We start from the raw sequence: 19,175 nt of genomic DNA, 5'->3' as shown, positions 1-19,175 counted from the left end.
CGATATCCGGATTTGTCACATTTTCGTCACTTTTTCCACTCCCTGCCCCAGGGTTAACTACCCCTCCAAGGTTGCAATAGGTGAACAAACTGCCAGTTTTATAGGAGCACACGCTTCAAAACAGGGCATCTGCCTTTTAAACTGGTTGGCCCTTCCGCAACTCGCATGCAAATCCTGAGTGAACGAAACCCCAGTTAAAAAATCCACCCACTCAATCACAGCGCAGTCTCCTAAACTGGTTGGCCCTTCGGCAGCTTGTTTGTAACCCTTTTGAACGAACTGCCGGTTAATTAGAGCACCCTCTCCGAAACATAGCTCTATTTTTTCAACTGGCTGGCCTTCGGCAACTCGCACTTAAAACAGTCCATAACTCCACGACATAAAAAACCGCCGTCCCCGAAAAGGGGCACAGCGGCCTAACGAAACTTATTTATTCAGCGTCTGCCCGCCTTCAACGAGCACTGTTTCGCTTTTACGCTTAAATGGCCACCAGTTCGCTTCGCCGAATGTTTTTACCATGACTGGAACAAACAATGGCAGGACAAATAGTGAATATAGCACAAGCCCGATCATCAGGATGGTCGCGATTTGCAGTAGCGACAGCACGCCGGATGGCATCATCGCCGCAAACGTACCGCCAAGGATGACAGCAGCCGAAATGATGACTGTGCCCATTCTCTTCATCGCTTCGAGAATCGCATCCTCGATACGCAAATTTTTATACTCGCTGAACCGATCCATAAGGAAGATGCTGTAGTCGATGCCAAGCGCGACAAGGATGACGAAGGCGAAGAACGGAACCGCCCAGCTGATGCCCGTGTATCCTAGGATATTAACAAAAATGGATTCAGAAATTGCCATTGATGTGTAATATGTCAGTACAAGCGAACCGATCAGGTAGATTGGCATGATGACAGAACGGAACAGCAGCAGCAAAATCAGGAATATGCCTGATAACATGAAGACGACTGTCCGTGAATAATCCTGCTTCGAAATCGTATCAAGGTCACTATGCATGCTGGAAACCCCGCCAACAGCGATTTGCGCGTTTTCGAGTCCTGTTCCTTTTACAACCCGCTTAACGGCCTGTTTCAATGGATCTACTGATTGAATCGCATCGTTGGAGTATGGATTCACGTTAAACACGACATCCATCGTCATGACTTTCCGGTCAGGCGACATGTAAGCATCGAGCGCCTGGTCGAATTCTCCGCTTGCGAGCGCTTCTTCCGGTACATAGAAGCCGTTTTGCTTTTGCTTCGATACATCGCCAAGATAGCTTTGCGCCTGCTCAAGCCCTTTAGCTACTTCATTAAGGCCATCCGCACCTTTTCCAAGGCCATCACTCAGCTCGCCCATTTGGCCGTCAAGCTGTTTAAAGCCATTCAATAGCTGAAGCTGACCGTCGTTGATGCTGTCCAAACCGCCTGTCAGCTTGGAGAAGTTCCCGACGATTTGGCCCTGGCCGTTCGCGAGCTGGTCGAGGCCCGCCTGTTGTTTTGTAATTCCATCAACCAGCTGGCCCATGCCAGCTACCAATTTTTCCTGTCCGGCAATCAGTTCGGCCATACCGCCATTCGCCGCTACAATCCCGGACTGAACTTTCGCAAGTTCACCGTTTAGCGTATTAAGTCCGACTTCAAGTTTTTCCGCCATCACCATCGCAGTCATGACTTTTTCCTTCACTTTCGCATAATTCGGATCCATGGCGGTTGCCGGATTTTTTCCAAGCTCATCGACAAAGACGGTAGCCTCAGCGATTGTACCCTTCAAACCGGAAAGCCCTGCTGCGATGCCTTCATATTGCTTTTGAAGCTCGCCCACTCCAGCGCCGGCATCTTTATAGCCTTGCAGAAGTTTCTTATTACCTTCAAGGATTTTTTCCGATTTCGCCTTAACGTCCGCGAGTCCGGAACGAAGCTGTTCGGAACCAGCAGAACCCTGTCGGATGCCATCTTCTACTTTTGCGAGGCCGGCTTTCACCTGGCCAAGCCCATTTTTCAAATCATTTGTACCGGAAACCAATCCGGAAATGCCTTCGGTTGTCTGCTTCAGCTTAGGCCCAGAGGCGGCTAGCTGCTTTTCCGCGTCGGACAATCCGCCGCTGATTTGCTTGATTCCATCATTTCCTTTGCCGAGCCCTTCGCCAAGAGATTTCGCCTGTGAGGAAATATATAAATCGTCAATCGGTTCGCCTGTCGGCTGTGTTACCGACCGGACGGTTTTCACATTTTTCACCTTGGCAACTTCCTGGCTTATTTTATCAGCAAGCGCCAGGTATTCCGGCTGGTCCATTGGCTCGTCATTTTTGATAACAATCTGGGCCGGCATTGATTCGCCAGGGCCGAAACCATCCGCGATGATGTCGAACGCCTTGATCGAATTGAAATTGTCGCCGATTTCCTCAAGAGAGTTGAACGACAGCTTGCCATCATACGTTAAAAGGAATGGGACTGAAATACCCAATACAATCAACAGGGCGATCAACGGACGCGCGAGCGCGAATTTCCCTGCAACGCCCCAAATCCGGCTGTCCTTGTGCTCAAGCTTCCCTTTTGCCGGCCAGAACAATTTTTTTCCGAACAATGCCATGAAAAACGGCACAACAGTCAGAAGCGCCAGCATCAATACCGCTACCCCTACTGCCACGGCAGCTGCCGATTGATAAAGCACGAATTCGGAGAAACCGATTGATGCGAACCCGACCATTACGGCAAGCGCACTGAAAAATACCGTCTTGCCCGCCGTGCGGTAAGTGCTTATAACCGCCTCAGCGGCTGAATCGTGATGCTGCAATTCTTCCTTAAACCGGCTCATAAGCAGGATGCAGTAATCTGTTCCAATCCCGAACAAAACCGCCACGAGAAAAATTTGTGTAAAAGTCGATAAAGGAAAGTCAACTTTATCTACCAGAATCGCGACAATCGACTGGGAGGCCATGTAGCTGATTCCGACCGCAATCAACGGGATGACCGGTGCAAGCACGGACCTGAACACGATCAGAAGAACCGCGAGGATGAACACAACGGTAATTGATTCGGTTTTTTTCAATCCTTCTTGGGAATTTGTCACAAGATCGTCGCCAATCATCCAGCTGGATGTATAGAAGTAGCCGAGCTTTACGCCATCGAGGGCTTTATATAGCGATTTTGTGACCTGGGCCGGTTCCCTGTCCTTCACATCCACTTTTACAGAAACGAGAATCGTTTTTCCATCTTTCGAAACGAGCTGGTCCTTCAAGGATTCCTCCTTAAAATGAGACAAAACCTCCGTGACCCCAAGTTCCGCCTTTTGATCCTTAAGTTTCGTCACAGCTTTTTCCGCCTCGGCGAAATCGGCGTCCGTCAGCTTTTTATCACTGTGGAAAACAAGTGCCACTTGAGTTTCATGCCCGGCTTTCGCTTCTTTTTGGCTGTCGCTCAATATTTTTCCGGCAAGGGTTGAAGAATACCCTTCCGGAACAGCGATCTGGCCCTTTTCCCTGACAAGCGACTCCATGTTCGGTGCAATCATGACAAGGGTAGCAATAATTGCGGCCCATACGGCAAGAACCAGCCACTTATATTTTAAAATATATCTCATCTGCTATTCCCCCAGTTGGTTGGACTCCAGTTCAGTTAGAATGCCTAGCAATTTTTCATACGTATTAATAAAAGCCGTAATTTCTTCCTGTTCAAATTTAGTGATCATCTTTTCGACGAGTGCGTGAATCCGCTGCTCGGCATTCTCAAAAAGGTTGATTCCTTCATCCGTCAGCGCCAGGTAAACTATCCGCCTGTCCCCTTCATCACGTGTCCTTTTCACAAGGCCTTTGTCGGTCAGCCTCGTGATTATCGCGGTAATCGCGCTTTTATTGACACCAAACACCTCCGCCAGTTCCGTCGAAGTGCACTCCCCTTTTTTGCGGATATAACGCAGCACATAATGCTGGTCATTCGTTAAATCGCTGCCAATTTGCCCTTTAATCATCATCTCCGCTTTTTTATTGACCGTGAACGAGACGTCGATATACCGGTCAATCAGTTCCTGGATTGCCTGTTTTTCCAATGCGCTTCCACGCCCCTTCCGAGAATTAGTTAAACACTTTAACTATTCACCTGTATAACTATATTTTTTCCCAGTAAGATTGTCAAGAAGGGGCCAAGGCATTTTTTAAGAAAAATTGCCAGCTCCTCTTTTTCATACAACAGGGATACCAGAAACGAATGCGGCTTTTTTGTTTACCGCCATGCCTAAATTGGGAAAAGCATAGGAATAGAGAGAACACGGAGGAATTTTATGTGGATTGAGAAACCATTCTTCAGGTATGCGACAGCCGCAATCCTGTTATTATTGATTATTTTCCTGCTCGGCAAAATCGATTATTTTGTCTGGCCGTTCAAAAAACTGATCGCCACCATCTTTTTACCCATGCTACTATCCGGCTTCCTGTATTATATATTGCGGCCGCTCGTGCGCCTTTTGGAAAAATTTATGCCCACGACCCCAAGCATCCTGGCAGTATTCCTGTTTATTTTCGCAATCGGGTTCGCCTTCTTCCATTTTGCTGGCCCAAAAATCGCCGGCCAAGTTAAGGAAATCAGCAGCCATCTTCCTTCAAAGGTTGCCGAAGTCACGGACGAATCAAAGAAATTAGTGGAAGATAATGAAAAAGCGAAACAATCCGTGGATAATATCCAATCGAAAGCCAAGAGCATGGTGGGGGAATTTTTTAAGGCAGCCGAAAAAAATATCGGCAAAGTCGTCTCCGCAATTGCGGGGATTGTGTTGGTCCTCTCCGTCGTTCCCTTTATTGTCTTCTACTTATTGCGGGACGGGGAACGGCTTCAGCCGGCATTGCTTCGCCACCTGCCAACCGATCGGAAGGACGAAGGAAGGAAAATCCTCCGGGATATCGACAAAACCCTATCTTCTTATATTATTGGGCAGTTCATCATCGCGGTGGCGGACGGAATCATGCTGTATGCCGGGTATCTGCTCATCGGGCTCGACAACGCCCTACTGCTCGCGCTATTTGCCATGTGCGTGGCAGTCGTCCCGTTCCTTGGGCCAATCATCGGAATCATCCCGGCTGTATTTATCGCGCTCATGGATGGACCTGGCCTTGTTATAAAAGTCCTATTGGTCATGTTCGTCGTCCAGCAGCTTGAAGGCAACCTGATTACGCCGAGGGTTATGAGCAACAAGCTAAACCTCCATCCGCTGACTGTCATCCTCGTCCTGCTCGTCGCGGGCTCTCTTTACGGGGCGATCGGCGTCATTATTTCAATTCCATTATTCTCGGTTCTTAAGGTCACATTCAACAACATCCGCAAGTTTTATAATTTGAAAAAAATCAAAAAGGCAATCTAGCAGACGTAAAACGGGCCAGGAAACATTCCCGGCGCGTTTTTAACTATAAAATCTAGATGGAATTTCTTTTATTAACTGAAAGATGGCCTGGCCACTGCTGTTCTGGCACCAATTCTTTTTTAGTGGCCCGAAGGAACGGATTATTTCTGCCAGACGCGCTTGTTATCAACGCGTTTTGTGAGCCCCTTGGCGTCTAGCCGTTCAAGGAAAGGAATCATGTACTTCCTTGAGAGCCCCAGCGCATCCTTCGCGGCACCGACTTCGAACTCGGAACCGGTGTTTTCCTTTAGCGTCTGGACGGCTTTATCAAAAATCTCTCCATGGTAATAATACTGCCCATCAAGCGGCACAACCTGCCCTGTTTCCTCAAGGAATCTCTCCAGATCTCCAGCGAGTGCGTCGGGGATTCCCGCTACTGAAAAATAGTCCGCTAGATATTTGACTTGAAGGCCATCCTTTTTCAATTCATCGGCAAGGTTCTCCGCACGTTTTTGCCAGTTTTTCGGTACATGCGGGGCAAAGCCTGCATGCGATACGAACTGGCCGTTCCGTTTGAAATCCCCTTTGCCAATCGCGTTTTCCACCACAAAATCAAGAAGGGCGCGAGGGAATGATTTGTTCATCGATTGGAGGAGCTCGGCTTTATTCAAACCCTGTTTCATCGGATACTGCTGGTGGTAGTCCTGGAGCCTGTCGTACATATCCTCCTCGATTGAATCGACCAGCTGGAGAAGCGTGTATTCCTTGCCGTTGTATAGAAGGAAGCTTTCGTCCTCAAGTTCCCCCGCGAGCGTTTCGCTGTCAAGCGCTGTCCGTTTGATTAGCTCGTTAAACCCAAGGCTTTTGGCTTCATAGAGGGCAGCGGCAATCCGTTCCTTTGGTTTGCCTGCCTTCTTTTTCTCCAATTCCTCGATTGTCTCATTCCCGAACCGATACTTATTGCCGCGCGGATCAATGACCCAGCCGCCGCCAATCGTTTCCTGGGGGCTTGGGCGGCGGAGGATGAACCTGTCGCCTCGCTTCGTGAGCACTTCCTCTTCAAGCCGCAGCTGGCACAGGATTTCGCCGGATTCTTCCTTTAATTCATTCCTGTCAAAAAAGACAATCCTCCCCATCACTTCCGCTGTCCCGATATGTAGTTTTATAGGCATCCGCTGTTTCACCATATGATCGAGGTCTTCCACGACACGGATGGCGACATCAAGCGTTTTTGACACAATGAAATGCTCGGAAGAAACGAGGACATCCCCGCGCTCAAGGTCTTCCTTTGTGACCCCGGACAAATTGATGGCCGCCCTTTGCCCTGCGTATGCCTTTTGTGCAGGTTTATGGTGTACCTGAAGCTGCCTCGCTCGGACTTCAATCCCTTTCGGCATGATCATCAGAGCCTGCCCCTCTTCGACAGCCCCTTCATAAACCGTGCCGCGGACGACCGTCCCCTGCCCCTTTACAGTGAACACCTGGTCAATTGGCAGCCTGAAAGCTCCGCGCGCATCGCGCATTTCCTGTTCCTTCAGTGTGGAGATAATCATTTCCTTCAGTTCATCAATGCCTTTTTTCGAAAGCGAATCAACAAGCATGAATGGCGCGTTTTCAAAAACGGTGCCTTGCAATTCTTCCATGATGTCATCCTTTACGAGCTCGATGAATTCCTCTTCAACCCGGTCCATCTTGGAGATTGCGACGATGCCGTTTTTAATTCCGAGGAACCCGAGAATATCGAGATGCTCCCTTGTCTGCGGCATGACACCTTCATCCGCGGCAACAACAAGGACAACAAGGTCGATTCCCGCAACCCCGGCTATCATCTGCCTAATGAACCGTTCATGGCCGGGCACATCGATTACAGAGATTTGGATTTCGTTATCTTCATAAAGAGGGGCAAAGCCCAGCTCGATAGAAATTTGCCGTTCCTTTTCTTCTTTCAGGCGATCTGTATCGACGTTGGTCAGTGCTTTTGTAAGCGACGTTTTCCCGTGGTCGATATGGCCCGCCATTCCGATTGTAAAAAACCTTTTTTCCAAAGTAGCCACCTTCTTCAACCATTCTTTCTTTATTCTGACGGAATTGGCTGGTTTGTTCAAGCAACTCTTTTTATGGTCTGGTTAGTTGGACGTTGCGGCACCTGCCATGAGCGCGCCTAGCGCACCGCAATATTCCCCGTTTCCAAAGAAAACCGGTTTCAGGCCAACCGCTTCTGTATAGGCGGAAAGGGCTGCCTTTAATGGCGCGTTCCCGGCCAGAGTGCTGCCGGCATATATTATGGACTCAATCTTTCTGGCCAGGGCAATCTGTGAGGCCAGGAGCACCAGGGTTTCTGCGATCATATTGATAATCGCGGCGGCGAGATCATCCTTTCCGGCACCTTTGCCCTTAGCAAAATTGGCGGCTGTCATGTCGCCGTTCAAAGGTTCATCCCCGCCTCCATATATATCCTTCACTAATAAATCAACCGTTTGCCTGGACCCAACGGCCGCCATGCCGACAAGCTCGGAAAACTCATCTGTTCCCGAAAGGAGGCTTCCAAGCCCGGTCAACGTTCCGCCGCCAAGGCCGCTTCCCCCTACCCGATCGCACTTTCCTTCCCCGGCGATGAATATGGATGTTCCTGTCCCGATATTCACAAGCAAAAATTGACCCGCCGCGCTGTTTTCTTCCTCTCGGCGAAGAATATCAGCACCAGAACAAACCGCCTCGAATTCAGGGACAAGCATTGCGTCCGGAAAGAAATGTTCTTTTACCCATTTGGCCCTTCCACCCGTAACCGAAGGAGTGGCCCCCGGGGCGATAAGCTTTAACCAGGCAAGCAGCTCTTTCGCTTCTTTGTATCCGGTCTTTCGATACTTTATTCTTCCACTTTCCTCATAAGCTATCTTTACGAGCGTACCGCCCGCGTCAATCCCAATCCTGCCCTTCTCCATCCTATCCCCCACTTCCGTATTGGCTTCCCTTTATTATAGAAGAATTTATTGGAAAAACCATCTTTGCGTGCCTGGCACTTTTCATAGCAGAATTTAAGTTTTAAATTTGCAATCTCCTGTAAAGTTGGTTATTTCCGATATTCTTTTTCGCTGGTAATGCACCATCTTACCGAATAACAGGATGATTTTTTCCATTGAAGGGATACTATGCAAGCAGGCAATTGCTAAATTTTTAAAAAGGAAGTGTTTAAACATGGGAATATTGAGCGGAAACCCGCAATCAGAACCGCTGCATTATGGTGAAGTGTATTCGCTTTGGTCCTATTTGGCCGGCAGCAAGGCAATGAAGGCAGCGTACCAGACGTTTTTGAACCATATTGGTGATAAGGACTTAAAGCATCTTATCGAGGAATCGATCCAGACTTGCCAAAACGAAGAAAAACGGGTTGAGGAAATTTTGAAGGAAAATGGTGTTGGGCTGCCGCCTACTCCGCCTGAGAGGCCGTTGGCGGATTTGGAGAGCATCCCTCCCGGCGCGAGGTTCATGGACAACGAAATATCCTACGCGGCGTCGGCGAATCTTGCCGCTGGATTAGTGATGTGCAGCGGCGCAATGGGAAATTGCATTAGGGAAGATATCGCGATGCTGTTCGGCGAGTTCCATATGACAAAGGCCCAGCAAGCCGCCCGTTACTTAAGGCTCAACAAAGAAAAAGGCTGGCTGGTCCCCCCTCCTCTGCATATGCAAAAGCCGGCTGAAGAATAAAGATGGGTTTTCAAGATAAGATCATCAAAAAAGGATGGCCGCCGCCATCCTTTTTGCTTTTATTCAAATCAGCCAGTCAAATTTTGCTTAAATGCAGGTTCACAGTCGAGGCAAACCTCCAGGCCTTCAATGACATGGATATCTTCCGGGCTATACTCGATTCCGCACTGGCTGCACTCAATCATCTTTTCGGTTATCGGAATGAGTTGTTCCGGAGAAGCATCATTGATTTCAATTTTCTCGACCCAGATACCGGTAGAGTGCGGGAGCTTGTTCGCCAAATATTCATTGGCCGATTCCTCAGTCTCCCAGACCCCAAGGTCATATAAAAATTCATTACCGCTTCCTGTGTCTGTCATTAATCCATATACAATTTTCATATGGAATTCTCCTCTCATTGTATGAAGCAGAATGTGAATCTCCATCGTTGCTTAATACTTAGCCGTTTTTGTAAAAATTCAAACCAGGAAGGATTTTCTTTTCAGGCAGGCGAATACAACCATTGAGGGGGAAAATCGATGGTCAATCTTGTTAGAGTAGAAAAAATAAAAGAAGAAACGCTCCATCATTTAATGCAATTTTACATTTACGAATTCGCGGCATTGAAGCCCGAAATCAAATTGGAACCAGACGGAACATACAGGCATTTTGACTTATCAGCTTATTGGGATGACCCCTGCCGCCATCCATTTTTCATTAAACTTGGCGAGGAACTTATAGGGTTCGCTCTTGTTGCAACAGGGAATGAAGGACGTCCAAATTCAATCGAGGAGTTCCACGTCATCCGGAAATACAATGGCTTTGGATACGGGAGGCAGGCTGCTGTAAAATTATTCGCGATGTTTCCCGGCAAGTGGCGGATTACACAAATCGAAGCCAACGGCCCGGCAAAGGCATTTTGGCGTAAAGTAATCGGTCTGTATACAAATGGAAATTATAGTGAATCAAGCGATGACAAACGGAGAACTATCCAGGAGTTTGAAACTGCCTGCCGATGATGAGAATTTGAAGGGCAATTTAATGAAAAGCCAGTTTGGAAGAACCAGTTCGAGGATTTATCGATGTTAGCAATAGAGTGAAGACCGTTTCGAGGCCGGAAACCCTTTGAAACGGTCTTCATCTTTTAATTTATTCCTTATTATACCCCGATCACAAACTCGGTTTTGCTGCCGGATTGGGTTGAGGTTACTTCGAGCCTGGCGTCAATTCGTTCTTTCAACTCAGGTACGTGCGAGATGATGCCGACTAACCTGCCGCTCGACTGGATATCAATCAGCGCGTCGATTGCCTGTTCGAGCGATTCGGGGTCAAGCGTACCGAACCCTTCGTCGATGAACATCGTTTCAAGTGATACGCCGCCCGCGTTCGCCTGTACGACATCCGCGAGACCGAGCGCAAGCGACAACGCAGCCTTGAAGCTTTCGCCGCCTGAGAGCGTTTTTACATGGCGCTCCTGTGAAGTGTACTGGTCGAAAACGAGCAGTTCAAGTCCGCTCTGGACATTTCCTTTCGAGCGGTCCGTTTTCCTGCGGAGCTGGAAGCGGCCGGAAGTCATTTTGGATAGCCTGCCGTTCGCTTCCCGTAAAATATCATCAAGGAACGCGGCGAGGACGAAGCGTTCGAATGTGAGGCGGTACGAGTTCTGGCCCCTTGAGATATCGGACAGGTGCCCGACAATGCTGTACCGTTCTTCAAGCTGCTTCATTTCCCGGTTCAAATCCTCAACGCGGTGCTGGATTTCCTCGTTCTGGTTTTTTCGCAAATAAAGGTCGGTTCCGCGCTTTTGGAGGCTGTCGATTTCAGCAGCGAGTGCTGCGAGAGCCTCGGAAATGGCTTCAAGGTTCGGCGGCTGCACGCCGGCAAGTTTTGCGGAAAGCTCCGCCAGCAGCTCCGCGCAAACCTTCACTTCTTCGTTATATGTTCTTACTTCCTCTTCAACCCTTGCGATTTCTTCTTCCCTAAGTCTTGCACTCTCGTATGCGGAATAATTTTTAAACCCGCGCGCGTACATTTGCGTCCTAAAGCTTTCACGCTCATCGGCGAGCTCCTTCTCCTTTTTCGCAAAATAACCCCGTGCATCGTCGAGACGGGCTGCCTCTGCGCCAGATTTTTCCACCACATCCTGGAAAAGTTTTTGTGCCTGCTCAAGCTGCTTTACTAGCTGTTCGTGGCGGCTCCTTACATCTTTAAGCGTTTTTTCATACACGGGCACCGAGCGAAGCCCTTCAGGGACAATGGCAAGCATCCTGTTAAACTGCACCTTGAGCTCGGCAATGCGGACAGAAAGGTCACCAATTTCCCCCCGCAATCCTTCAAGTTCTTTCTGCATGGATCCCTTTGTTTCTTCCATACCGCTTAACTGCTTTGCGACATTCGTTTCCTGAGAAAGAATCGAAGCAATCTGTTCTTTCGCCGTTGAGAGCGCCTTTTTCTCGTCAAGCAGCGATACTCGGAAAGTTTCTTCGCCTTCGGAAATGAAGCCAGGTGCGTTTATTCCTAGTTCGCTCGTCGCAGCTTCAACATCTTCCGAAAGCCTGGACGCAGCCGATTTGGCTTCTAGATAGGCGGTTTCCGCCTTCACTTTATCCTGCTCAACCCGGGATGCCTGCTGCTTGGCGAGCCTCAGCGCCTGTTCATCCGGAATGTCTTCCCCTGTACCGTGCGCAGGGGCCGGGTGATGGTTTGACCCGCAAACAGGGCATGGGTCACCCGCTTCAATCGTGGCAGCCAAGATTGACGCCTGGCCCTTCAGCCATCTCTCTTCAAGCTGCTCAACAAGCCGCCTTGCTTCAAGGAATCCGTTTTCCGCTGACACGAAGGCTGTCTTTTTCCTTTCCAGTTCAGAGGATGCCTGAGCGGACCTACCCTTCAGTCCCTCAAGTTTCACAAGCAAACCAAGCGTGTTTTCCACTTTCTCGAAGCTTCGCTCATTTTCAACCTTAGCAATTTTCGCCTGGTCAATTTCAACCTTTTTTAAAAGAAGCGCCTTTTCCTCCCGCTCGGTTTCAGCGAGCCTGGATTCAACCACGGCGAGCCGGGACTTTTTCTGCTCGAGCATTGACTCTGCCCTTGAGAGATTCTCCTGGACGTCCGCGAAGGAATGCACATCGTCTTTCATGTTCAAAAGCTTGTTTGCCTGTTCCAGAAGATCCTGGCGTTCCTTCTCCCGATTTTTTTCTAGCTCGTACTCCCTTTCCCTAGCTGCCTTCAATTCCATTAGGCGTTTCAGGCTTTCCTCAAGACCTGAAACGGACACCCGCGCGCCATCGACTTCTTTTTTCAAACGGTGGCAAAGCTCCTCCTGCGAAGCAAGCAGCGCCGCCTTCCTTGCAAGGGCATTCTGCTTTTCTTTTTCAAGGAAAAGGTCCTTCCGGCTTTCAAGCATTTGCTTCTTCGCTTCAAGCGCTTCCTTGTCCCGGAACTGCTTCAAAATAGCCTCCGCCGCAAAATAGTGCTGCTTCAGCTTGTCCTGTTCTTCCCGTTTGGCAGATACCCTTTCCGTGAGAACATCGATCTCCGCCGCCATTTCGCTGATTTCATCCGCAAGCATCGGAAGAATAAGGTTGTCGTTTACACTTCCGGCTTCCAAGAGGGCAATCAATTCCTCGTTGAAAGATGCCTGAATCCGTTTCAGTTCATCGCTTCTTTTTGCAATCCTGTCTTCGACTTTCTTTTTCAAATCCTGGGCTTCATTCCGAAGTTTTTCCTCGACGAGCTTGTAGATTTGCGTGTGGAAAAGGCGCTGGAGGATGACTTCCTTGTCCTTGCTGTCGGACGTCAGCAATTTACGGAATTCACCTTGCGGAATCATCAGGATTTGCCTGAACTGATTGCTGTCAATCAACATGATTTCCTTAATCCGTTCTTCTACCTCGGTCACTTTAGACGCGAGAAGCTGCTGGCGGCCCTGCCCGTCGACCATATAGAGGGTGGCAGTCGCCGGAAGCGTCCTTGTCCCCTCGCCACGTTCCTTCCGCCTTTCCTGCTGGGGCGTGCGGACGATAATGTAGCGCTTGTCCCGCAGCGAAAATTCGAGGGAAACCTCCGTTATAACATCATCCTTGGCAAACTGGCTCCGCAAATCGGCCCCGGTCCTGTCCTCGCCACTTGCTTTCCCGTAAATCGCATAGCTGATTGCATCGAAAATCGTTGTTTTGCCGGATCCGGTTTTTCCGGAAATAACAAACATCGTCCTGTTGCCGAGCGAAGAGAAATGGATTGTTTCCGTGCCCGCATAAGGCCCGAAAGCCTGCATTGTCAACGTAATCGGCCTCATACTGGCATTTCCTCCTTAACAGCGGTTTCGATGACGCCGGCTACAACCGATTTTTTCTCATCGGTAAAATCCTGGGCGGTCATTTCCTTGTAAAATTGCTCAAACAAATCAAGTTCGGATTTCTTTTTTTGGCTGTCGCCGATTGAAAAACCTTGATTCCGCCTTTGGTCGGCGAGGTCGGCTTTCCTTTCGAGATGCATGACATATGGGTAAACCTGGCGCAGCTTGCCCATCGGGTCGAGAATCGCCCCTTCATCAAGAAGAGTCACTTTCAGATAGTCATCACACTTCTGTTTTTCATAAAAAGATGTGTCGAGCAGTTCATCCAGATAGCCTTCAAGCTCGCGCATATCTTTTGAAGGTGTTAGATTCCGTTCACGGATGGTGAAGGTGCCATTGTCCTCCATCTCAATGATCGAAACGGACTTTCTATGCTTCGCTTCGGAAAAAGAATATTTTAATAGTGATCCCGAATATTTAATCGTCTCATGGCGAATCGCATTTGGGCTATGAAGATGGCCAAGCGCGGTGTAGGAGAATGGAGCAAACAACTCCGCGCCGACAGAGCCGGAAGCACCCACGGACAAAAGCCGCTCGGATTCGCAAGTTTCCCCGCCGGTCACGAAGGCATGTCCGACAAACACATTCGGCTCTTTCGGGTTGAGTTCTTCCTCAATCCTTCCGACGAGCGCCTTCATTGCATCGTGATGGGTATGGATTGAATGGTCATCAAGTAATTCTTTGACCGCCCCGGGTTCAGCATAAGGGACAAGGTAAAAATTAACGCCATTGATATGTACAGGTTTAAAGCTATCGGTCAGTTTCCCGCTTAAATAAAAGTGGCTGTGCCTGTACCATGAACTACCGAATGAGAGGCGATCAGCGCTGTCATGGTTCCCGGCGATCGACACAATCGGCGTTTTCAACTCGACATTCAGTTTAAAAAGCATTTCGTCCAGTAAATTGACCGCTTCGACTGGCGGAACGGACCTGTCGTACAAATCACCCGCAATTACAACGGCATCCGGCTTTTCCTCTTCGACCAGTTGGACGAATTGGTCTAGCGCCTCCCGCTGATGGCCGGTCATGTATACGCCGTGGACAAGTTTGCCAAGATGCCAATCCGCCGTATGAATAAACTTCATATTCCCCACCTCTTAAATAATTTCTTGTATTCTATCATTATAAGACAATACTCCACACTGCTTACAAAACCAAAATTAGGTATTTCCGAGGATTCTGTCGAGTTAGGATAATTTGTTTATCCAAATTATACCACGAAGGGAAGCACTGGCCTTCCGCTTATGAATTTTTTCCATACAAAAACAGCCGGGCGCTCGGCCTGGCTGTTCCTTATTGGGTCTGGCTATTATAATTTCGTTACGTTGGCTGCCTGAGGGCCTCGTGCTCCTTCGACAACTTCGAAAGAAACTTCCTGGCCTTCCTCAAGGGATTTAAAGCCTTCGGATTGGATTGCAGAGAAGTGCACGAATACGTCGTTGCCATCCTCTGTCTCGATGAAGCCAAAACCTTTTTCTGCGTTAAACCATTTAACTTTACCGTTTTTCATGTAACAAAATCCTCCTATTGGCCAAATGGGGCCACGTGTTAATTTCGCCATCAGACTTTTCAGCGTGCCGCGAAATCCATATTCCGAAGCGCCAAACCGTTTAACGGCATTATAAACTATACCATATTCCTTCAGTAATGTAAAATTGTAGGTGATTTATCAGCCTTTAGAGGCGGTCGCTGAGCATTTGCGGCAAGTCTTGGATCGACTGGACGACCAGGTCGAGGCGTGTTTCAATCCGGTACAGCAGGTATAGCGTTACCGCGATTGGAAAGCCGACTTCGCTAATAATCGGGATTATCTGATCCATTTGCCTACCTCCATTCCCTCTTTTTTGTATAACGAAACTCACATTTCTTCAAAAAAGAAGCCGGCTCCATTTCGAAACCGGCTCCCTCCTTTATTACACGATTTCGTAGTCGGTTACATTGCGTTCGATTACCCTAGCCCCTTCAACTGCGGTGTAATTACCGTTAGGCGTTGCAAAAATGCCTGACGCAATGATTTGCTGCATCGATAATTTGACAACTGCCGGATCGATTGGTTCCTTCGGGTTATCGATTGTCAGCCTCGAAACCTTGCCTGCTTCCGTCATAAAGCTTAGCTCCAGTGTTTTGGCCATCCTAGATCACCTCCCGCCTATTTTAATTTTTTACAAATTAACCGAGGATTTCGGAGCGGTCGTTCCGTTCAACAACGCTTAATGGGTCCGCGCATAGGGCGGAGATCGCCGAGGCGGCCTGGTGCATCTGGTTTGGAGTTGCCTCCGTCTTCAGATTGCTGAACGTTTTCGACTTAAAAATCGGTTCCCCCTTTTCATTCACGCCTGTTTCAAAAACGAGGCGCAGTTTAGAATCAGCCAGCAGTGCCTGTGCCATTGTCCATCACCTCCTTTCACCCTTTATATAGGGATTGGAAGGCTGGAATGGACATGGTATTTTAAAAAAAGCTTTCCTCTTAAAACATAAAACCTAGCTTTTGGGGCTAGGTTTTGGATGTATTTTAGAATTTACCTTGCCTCCACAGAACCTATCTTTTTTGCTTCTGCAATAATACTTTGTATTAATGATTCAACGGTTTGATTTTTGGCTAACGTTGGACTTTGACCGGACCAAAGCGATAGAAAGTCGGGATTATTTTTGGCACTCGCAGTCTTCCTTATCTCCTGGGTTAGCGTGTTTTGAATAGGGAAATCCGGAAATAGCCCTTCGTTTCTTTGCATCTCTACAACAAATTTATTTTTAATTCCTCTTGCCCACTTACCAGAAAATATCATTTGAAAGAAAGCTAAACAGGTATAATAGAAATAAATTAATTTTAAGAGGGAATTGGGGAGAACTCAGATGTCGGAAGAAGGAATCGTTTTAGTAGCAAGTGTGTCAATCTTTAATGGCGATAAAGTCTTGATTATAAAAGAGAATAAACCTACTGCACTTGATAAGTGGAACTTTCCAAGTGGTCACGTCGAAAACGGTGAGGACATTCTCTACTCAGCTCAGAGGGAAGCTAAAGAGGAAACTGGGTTTGATGTAAAACTAATTGGTACTACTGGTGTATATAATTTTGTTAGTAGTACAAACAATCAAGTTATTTTATTCCATTTTGTCGGTGAGGTTACAGGAGGTTCTCTAAATCTCGAAGAAGGTGTAATTTCCGACAGCAAGTGGATAAAAGTAAATGAACTTGCAGCATTTGAAAACAAAGACTTACGAGAACACAGGGTAATGAAGCAAATAATTCATAACTTATTAGAAGAGAAAATTCACCCAATTAGCGTGTTTAATGAGCAATTAATTTAAATCGCCCTTATTCAACGTGAGCATATCTTTAATAATGACTTAAGACAAGGACCCGATATGGTGTCCTTGTTTTAAGTCATTATTGTTTAACAAAGCTATTTAAAAAAGTCCTTTAAAATTAGCCCGGAGTTTCCCCCGGGCTTCAGTGGCGGCCATCAATTAAGCAGGCGGTATTTTACCCGAAACCAGCAAAATAAAGAAAATCAGGCCGATACCCATAAAGAGTGCCGAGGCAGTAAAGATTGGCCCCCTCCTGAATATGAACTCCTGCCTCTTTTGAATCAGGCCGGTCTGGGCGCTCGTGGACAAGTTTCCAAAATCGGATGTAGTTCCACCGCTGCTCGAAAAATAAAAAGACAGGGCCGTAAAGGCAAGGCCGATGAAAAACATGACTTCAATAAAACGGACCGAAAATTTCGCTGCAACCGCGTATGTAATAATTACTTCCACGACAAGTGCCACCAGAAAGATGATCATCTTTTTACCCTTCAATTTACTCCCCCTTACCTGCTATTAACTTTAATATAACAAACCAGACTCGGAACCACCGCCAATCATTTTCCAATCTCCCTGCAGCAGGCTTAAAGAGGGTATCTCCCGTTTGCTTCCCCTTCATGCCAAGCAAGAGTCGGAGGATATTGATTCTTCTTACAGCAAAGTGGTAGATGGCCATGATAATGGCGAAGGCCCCTACTGCCAACACGGGCAGTTTCAGGCCAAGTCCTAAGCCTAAATCGGCAAGAAAGATGCCGATTCCGACAATGACCGGCTGATGAAGGACATAAAACGGCATGGATGCTTCATTTCAGTATACAAGGAATTTGTTCTTTCCCGTTAGATGCCTTCGGGCAAGCGTAAAGAACACCATCATAGTGAAATAGCTCGCGGCAGCTTTGGTTCCCCAGAACGCGAGCCGTTCAGAAAATCCACCGCCATATAAGGACTGCATATATAAAAGGATATATAGACTAGTTGCCAAAACCGCCACAAGGATATTCAGGACAAAATGTTTTTCAGTGATCCTCACAAATGATTCTGTTGAAAAATAATAATAGCCATATAAAAAGATAACCAGATAAAAAGCGATATCGTATCCGCCTAGATTCACAATGTCCACTAGTGATGCTGCCGCTGCCAATGGCAAAACCGCGAAAAGCAAAAGGCCGACCGCCGGAATACTTCTGTCTTTCTTGGCAGGTATCCTCTTAAAGAGAGGCAATGTTACAAAGGTAAAAACGAGCAGGACAAGTAAATACCAGAGATGAAGCCCGACGAAAGCAAAATTCCCTTCCCCGCCAATATCAAGGTATGGACCATTAAAATAATGACCCATAAACGCCAAGAAGCTGCTGTCAAATTGCTGATGGCTGATACTTTCCGCATACACCTGCGGAGGGGTAAGGACAACCACCCCAAATAAAAGCGGAATCCCTAGCCTGGACAGCCTCTCTTTCACATAACTTTTCACTGGGCGTTTCTGAAAAGAAATCGACGTTGTCATGCCCGAAATCGCGAAAAACAACGGCATGATCCACATCCCAATCACCAATGAAGCAATTAGGACGCCAATTGAGCCCGTATCATCATTTTTCACATGCCACGGCCACGGGTTGAAAAACATCAATATGTGATACGAAAAAACGGCAAATGTGGCGAGCACACGCAGCCAATCCAGATCATATTTCCTTGCCAAAAAGACCCCCCCTAATTCCCATGAGTTCCCCTTTTTTCCAAGTTATACATTTAATTTTACAATTTACTAGGATAGTGTACAAACCTTTTTTCATAACATCCATATTGTAAATTGAAAGGATGTGAAAGACTTGGATCTTATAAAACTTCTTAATCAAAATTACTATTTCCTTGTTCCTGCCCTTTGGGTCATTGGCTACGCGCTAAAGAAAACACCGCGGGTGCCTGATTGGTCAATCATCTGGTATCTATTCGGCATTTCCCTTGTTCTGGCGTGGATTGCGTTTGGGTTCAACGTAGACGCCATCCTAAATGGAATACTAGCGGCAGGGGCAGCGGTTTTCGGACATCAGACTTTGAAGCAAACGATGGAAAGCCTGGATTCCAGAAAAAAATGAATTGAGGGTAAAGCGATGCGTGGCGGCATCGCTTTTTTCTATTCAAAAATGGGATATAGTACAATCCAATTTTTTATTCTGGCCATATGGTGTTGTGAAAGGATGTGAAACATATGCCACTCGTACAATTTCTTCATGCCCATTTCTTTTACTTGATTCCCGTGCTCTGGATCGTCGGCTATTTCCTTAAGCATTCATCATTTGTTCCAAGGTGCGCGGTTATCTGGTTCATATTCGGCGTAGCCCTCATCATCGCATTCATTGTTTTCGGCCTAACTTCCGCGGCCTTGACAAACGGCATCATCGTAGCAGCAATAGCCGTCTTCATCCATCAACTATATAAACAAACGATTAAATGCCACAGGTCACGGAGATAAAATAAAAAGCGATGCGGCGCGCAT

General features: G+C 47.5%; 21 protein-coding genes. 6 read left to right on the top strand and 15 right to left on the bottom strand.

Going from position 1 to position 19,175, the window contains the following annotated elements; genetic code table 11:
- Positions 1-426: 426 nt before the first annotated feature.
- On the bottom strand, positions 427-3,582 hold the full coding sequence (locus tag DRW41_RS04290; protein ID WP_115450701.1) for an MMPL family transporter: 3,156 nt from the start codon (positions 3,580-3,582) through the stop codon (positions 427-429).
- A gap of 3 nt (positions 3,583-3,585) precedes the next feature.
- Positions 3,586-4,047, bottom strand: coding sequence for a MarR family winged helix-turn-helix transcriptional regulator (locus DRW41_RS04285; protein WP_245959329.1), 462 nt, complete (start codon positions 4,045-4,047; stop codon positions 3,586-3,588).
- A 231-nt stretch (positions 4,048-4,278) separates the two neighbouring features.
- Between DRW41_RS04285 and DRW41_RS04280 the strand changes: the two genes are divergently transcribed.
- Positions 4,279-5,352 carry an AI-2E family transporter gene (locus tag DRW41_RS04280; protein ID WP_115450700.1) on the top strand — a complete coding sequence of 358 codons (1,074 nt, stop codon included), beginning with the start codon at positions 4,279-4,281 and terminating at the stop codon, positions 5,350-5,352.
- A gap of 140 nt (positions 5,353-5,492) precedes the next feature.
- Here the strand turns inward: DRW41_RS04280 and selB are convergent, their stop codons facing one another.
- Positions 5,493-7,376, bottom strand: a complete 1,884-nt coding sequence (gene selB, locus DRW41_RS04275; RefSeq protein WP_115450699.1) for a selenocysteine-specific translation elongation factor — start codon at positions 7,374-7,376, stop codon at positions 5,493-5,495.
- Positions 7,377-7,457: 81 nt separating this feature from the next.
- Complete coding sequence (coaW, locus tag DRW41_RS04270; protein ID WP_115450698.1) at positions 7,458-8,273, bottom strand: type II pantothenate kinase; 816 nt, start codon at positions 8,271-8,273, stop codon at positions 7,458-7,460.
- 253 nt (positions 8,274-8,526) lie between these two features.
- Here coaW and DRW41_RS04265 point away from each other — a divergent pair, with 253 nt between their 5' ends.
- Complete coding sequence (locus DRW41_RS04265) at positions 8,527-9,039, top strand: DUF3231 family protein (RefSeq protein ID WP_115450697.1); 513 nt, start codon at positions 8,527-8,529, stop codon at positions 9,037-9,039.
- A 68-nt stretch (positions 9,040-9,107) separates the two neighbouring features.
- On the opposite strand, the gene DRW41_RS04260 is transcribed toward DRW41_RS04265, so the two are convergent.
- Complete coding sequence (locus tag DRW41_RS04260) at positions 9,108-9,419, bottom strand: hypothetical protein (RefSeq protein WP_115450696.1); 312 nt, start codon at positions 9,417-9,419, stop codon at positions 9,108-9,110.
- A gap of 138 nt (positions 9,420-9,557) precedes the next feature.
- On the opposite strand from DRW41_RS04260, the gene DRW41_RS04255 reads away from it, so the two are divergent.
- The gene (locus DRW41_RS04255) at positions 9,558-10,037 is read left to right on the top strand and encodes a GNAT family N-acetyltransferase (protein WP_115450695.1); all 480 of its coding nucleotides are present in this window, start codon (positions 9,558-9,560) and stop codon (positions 10,035-10,037) included.
- A gap of 140 nt (positions 10,038-10,177) precedes the next feature.
- On the opposite strand, the gene DRW41_RS04250 is transcribed toward DRW41_RS04255, so the two are convergent.
- The 7 genes from DRW41_RS04250 to DRW41_RS04220 form a co-directional block, all read right to left on the bottom strand.
- Positions 10,178-13,315, bottom strand: coding sequence for an AAA family ATPase (locus DRW41_RS04250; RefSeq protein WP_115450694.1), 3,138 nt, complete (start codon positions 13,313-13,315; stop codon positions 10,178-10,180).
- The gene (locus DRW41_RS04245; RefSeq protein WP_115450693.1) at positions 13,312-14,460 is read right to left on the bottom strand and encodes an exonuclease SbcCD subunit D; all 1,149 of its coding nucleotides are present in this window, start codon (positions 14,458-14,460) and stop codon (positions 13,312-13,314) included. The genes DRW41_RS04250 and DRW41_RS04245 overlap by 4 nt, the downstream gene beginning before the upstream one ends.
- Positions 14,461-14,684: 224 nt before the next feature.
- A complete protein-coding gene (locus DRW41_RS04240; protein ID WP_115450692.1) occupies positions 14,685-14,885 on the bottom strand; it encodes a cold-shock protein in 201 nt (66 codons plus the stop codon).
- 166 nt (positions 14,886-15,051) lie between these two features.
- Complete coding sequence (locus DRW41_RS04235) at positions 15,052-15,195, bottom strand: YvrJ family protein (RefSeq protein WP_115450691.1); 144 nt, start codon at positions 15,193-15,195, stop codon at positions 15,052-15,054.
- A gap of 93 nt (positions 15,196-15,288) precedes the next feature.
- Positions 15,289-15,507: a DUF2922 domain-containing protein gene (locus DRW41_RS04230; protein ID WP_115450690.1), complete on the bottom strand. Its 219-nt coding sequence runs from the start codon at positions 15,505-15,507 to the stop codon at positions 15,289-15,291.
- A gap of 37 nt (positions 15,508-15,544) precedes the next feature.
- Positions 15,545-15,763, bottom strand: a complete 219-nt coding sequence (locus DRW41_RS04225) for a DUF1659 domain-containing protein (RefSeq protein WP_115450689.1) — start codon at positions 15,761-15,763, stop codon at positions 15,545-15,547.
- 131 nt (positions 15,764-15,894) lie between these two features.
- On the bottom strand, positions 15,895-16,161 hold the full coding sequence (locus DRW41_RS04220) for a nitronate monooxygenase (RefSeq protein ID WP_115450688.1): 267 nt from the start codon (positions 16,159-16,161) through the stop codon (positions 15,895-15,897).
- A gap of 67 nt (positions 16,162-16,228) precedes the next feature.
- Between DRW41_RS04220 and DRW41_RS04215 the strand changes: the two genes are divergently transcribed.
- Positions 16,229-16,684, top strand: coding sequence for an NUDIX hydrolase (locus tag DRW41_RS04215; protein ID WP_115450687.1), 456 nt, complete (start codon positions 16,229-16,231; stop codon positions 16,682-16,684).
- A gap of 159 nt (positions 16,685-16,843) precedes the next feature.
- Here the strand turns inward: DRW41_RS04215 and DRW41_RS04210 are convergent, their stop codons facing one another.
- Genes DRW41_RS04210 through DRW41_RS04200 form a run of 3 tightly spaced genes read right to left on the bottom strand, consistent with a single transcriptional unit; the run spans position 16,844 to position 18,377 of the window.
- Positions 16,844-17,176 (bottom strand): hypothetical protein, encoded by a 333-nt coding sequence (locus tag DRW41_RS04210; RefSeq protein ID WP_115450686.1) that lies wholly within the window; start codon positions 17,174-17,176, stop codon positions 16,844-16,846.
- Between the two features lies 1 nt (position 17,177).
- A complete protein-coding gene (locus DRW41_RS04205; protein ID WP_115450685.1) occupies positions 17,178-17,477 on the bottom strand; it encodes a hypothetical protein in 300 nt (99 codons plus the stop codon).
- Positions 17,478-17,489: 12 nt separating this feature from the next.
- Positions 17,490-18,377: an acyltransferase family protein gene (locus DRW41_RS04200; RefSeq protein WP_115450684.1), complete on the bottom strand. Its 888-nt coding sequence runs from the start codon at positions 18,375-18,377 to the stop codon at positions 17,490-17,492.
- A 121-nt stretch (positions 18,378-18,498) separates the two neighbouring features.
- Here DRW41_RS04200 and DRW41_RS04195 point away from each other — a divergent pair, with 121 nt between their 5' ends.
- Entirely contained in the window at positions 18,499-18,774 is a 276-nt protein-coding gene (locus DRW41_RS04195) for a phage holin family protein (RefSeq protein WP_342771977.1), read from the top strand.
- Between the two features lie 113 nt (positions 18,775-18,887).
- Entirely contained in the window at positions 18,888-19,151 is a 264-nt protein-coding gene (locus DRW41_RS04190; RefSeq protein WP_115450682.1) for a phage holin family protein, read from the top strand.
- Positions 19,152-19,175: the final 24 nt, after the last annotated feature.

The organism is Neobacillus piezotolerans, from assembly GCF_003362805.1.
GTDB lineage: Bacteria > Bacillota > Bacilli > Bacillales > Cytobacillaceae > Bacillus_D > Bacillus_D piezotolerans.
This window is presented reverse-complemented; position numbering and strand designations above follow the sequence as displayed.

Excerpts from the sequence above, each read along its gene's own strand:
- DRW41_RS04290 (WP_115450701.1), bottom strand. The coding sequence starts at position 3,582 with ATGAGATATATTTTAAAATATAAGTGGCTGGTTCTTGCCGTATGGGCC.
- DRW41_RS04260 (WP_115450696.1), bottom strand. The coding sequence starts at position 9,419 with ATGAAAATTGTATATGGATTAATGACAGACACAGGAAGCGGTAATGAA.
- DRW41_RS04250 (WP_115450694.1), bottom strand. The coding sequence starts at position 13,315 with ATGAGGCCGATTACGTTGACAATGCAGGCTTTCGGGCCTTATGCGGGC.
- DRW41_RS04220 (WP_115450688.1), bottom strand. The coding sequence starts at position 16,161 with ATGATATTTTCTGGTAAGTGGGCAAGAGGAATTAAAAATAAATTTGTT.
- DRW41_RS04225 (WP_115450689.1), bottom strand. The coding sequence starts at position 15,763 with ATGGCACAGGCACTGCTGGCTGATTCTAAACTGCGCCTCGTTTTTGAA.
- DRW41_RS04235 (WP_115450691.1), bottom strand. The coding sequence starts at position 15,195 with ATGGATCAGATAATCCCGATTATTAGCGAAGTCGGCTTTCCAATCGCG.
- coaW (WP_115450698.1), bottom strand. The coding sequence starts at position 8,273 with ATGGAGAAGGGCAGGATTGGGATTGACGCGGGCGGTACGCTCGTAAAG.
- DRW41_RS04255 (WP_115450695.1), top strand. The coding sequence starts at position 9,558 with ATGGTCAATCTTGTTAGAGTAGAAAAAATAAAAGAAGAAACGCTCCAT.
- DRW41_RS04245 (WP_115450693.1), bottom strand. The coding sequence starts at position 14,460 with ATGAAGTTTATTCATACGGCGGATTGGCATCTTGGCAAACTTGTCCAC.
- DRW41_RS04265 (WP_115450697.1), top strand. The coding sequence starts at position 8,527 with ATGGGAATATTGAGCGGAAACCCGCAATCAGAACCGCTGCATTATGGT.
- DRW41_RS04240 (WP_115450692.1), bottom strand. The coding sequence starts at position 14,885 with ATGAAAAACGGTAAAGTTAAATGGTTTAACGCAGAAAAAGGTTTTGGC.
- DRW41_RS04215 (WP_115450687.1), top strand. The coding sequence starts at position 16,229 with ATGTCGGAAGAAGGAATCGTTTTAGTAGCAAGTGTGTCAATCTTTAAT.
- DRW41_RS04190 (WP_115450682.1), top strand. The coding sequence starts at position 18,888 with ATGCCACTCGTACAATTTCTTCATGCCCATTTCTTTTACTTGATTCCC.
- DRW41_RS04205 (WP_115450685.1), bottom strand. The coding sequence starts at position 17,477 with ATGCCGTTTTATGTCCTTCATCAGCCGGTCATTGTCGGAATCGGCATC.
- DRW41_RS04230 (WP_115450690.1), bottom strand. The coding sequence starts at position 15,507 with ATGGCCAAAACACTGGAGCTAAGCTTTATGACGGAAGCAGGCAAGGTT.
- DRW41_RS04280 (WP_115450700.1), top strand. The coding sequence starts at position 4,279 with ATGTGGATTGAGAAACCATTCTTCAGGTATGCGACAGCCGCAATCCTG.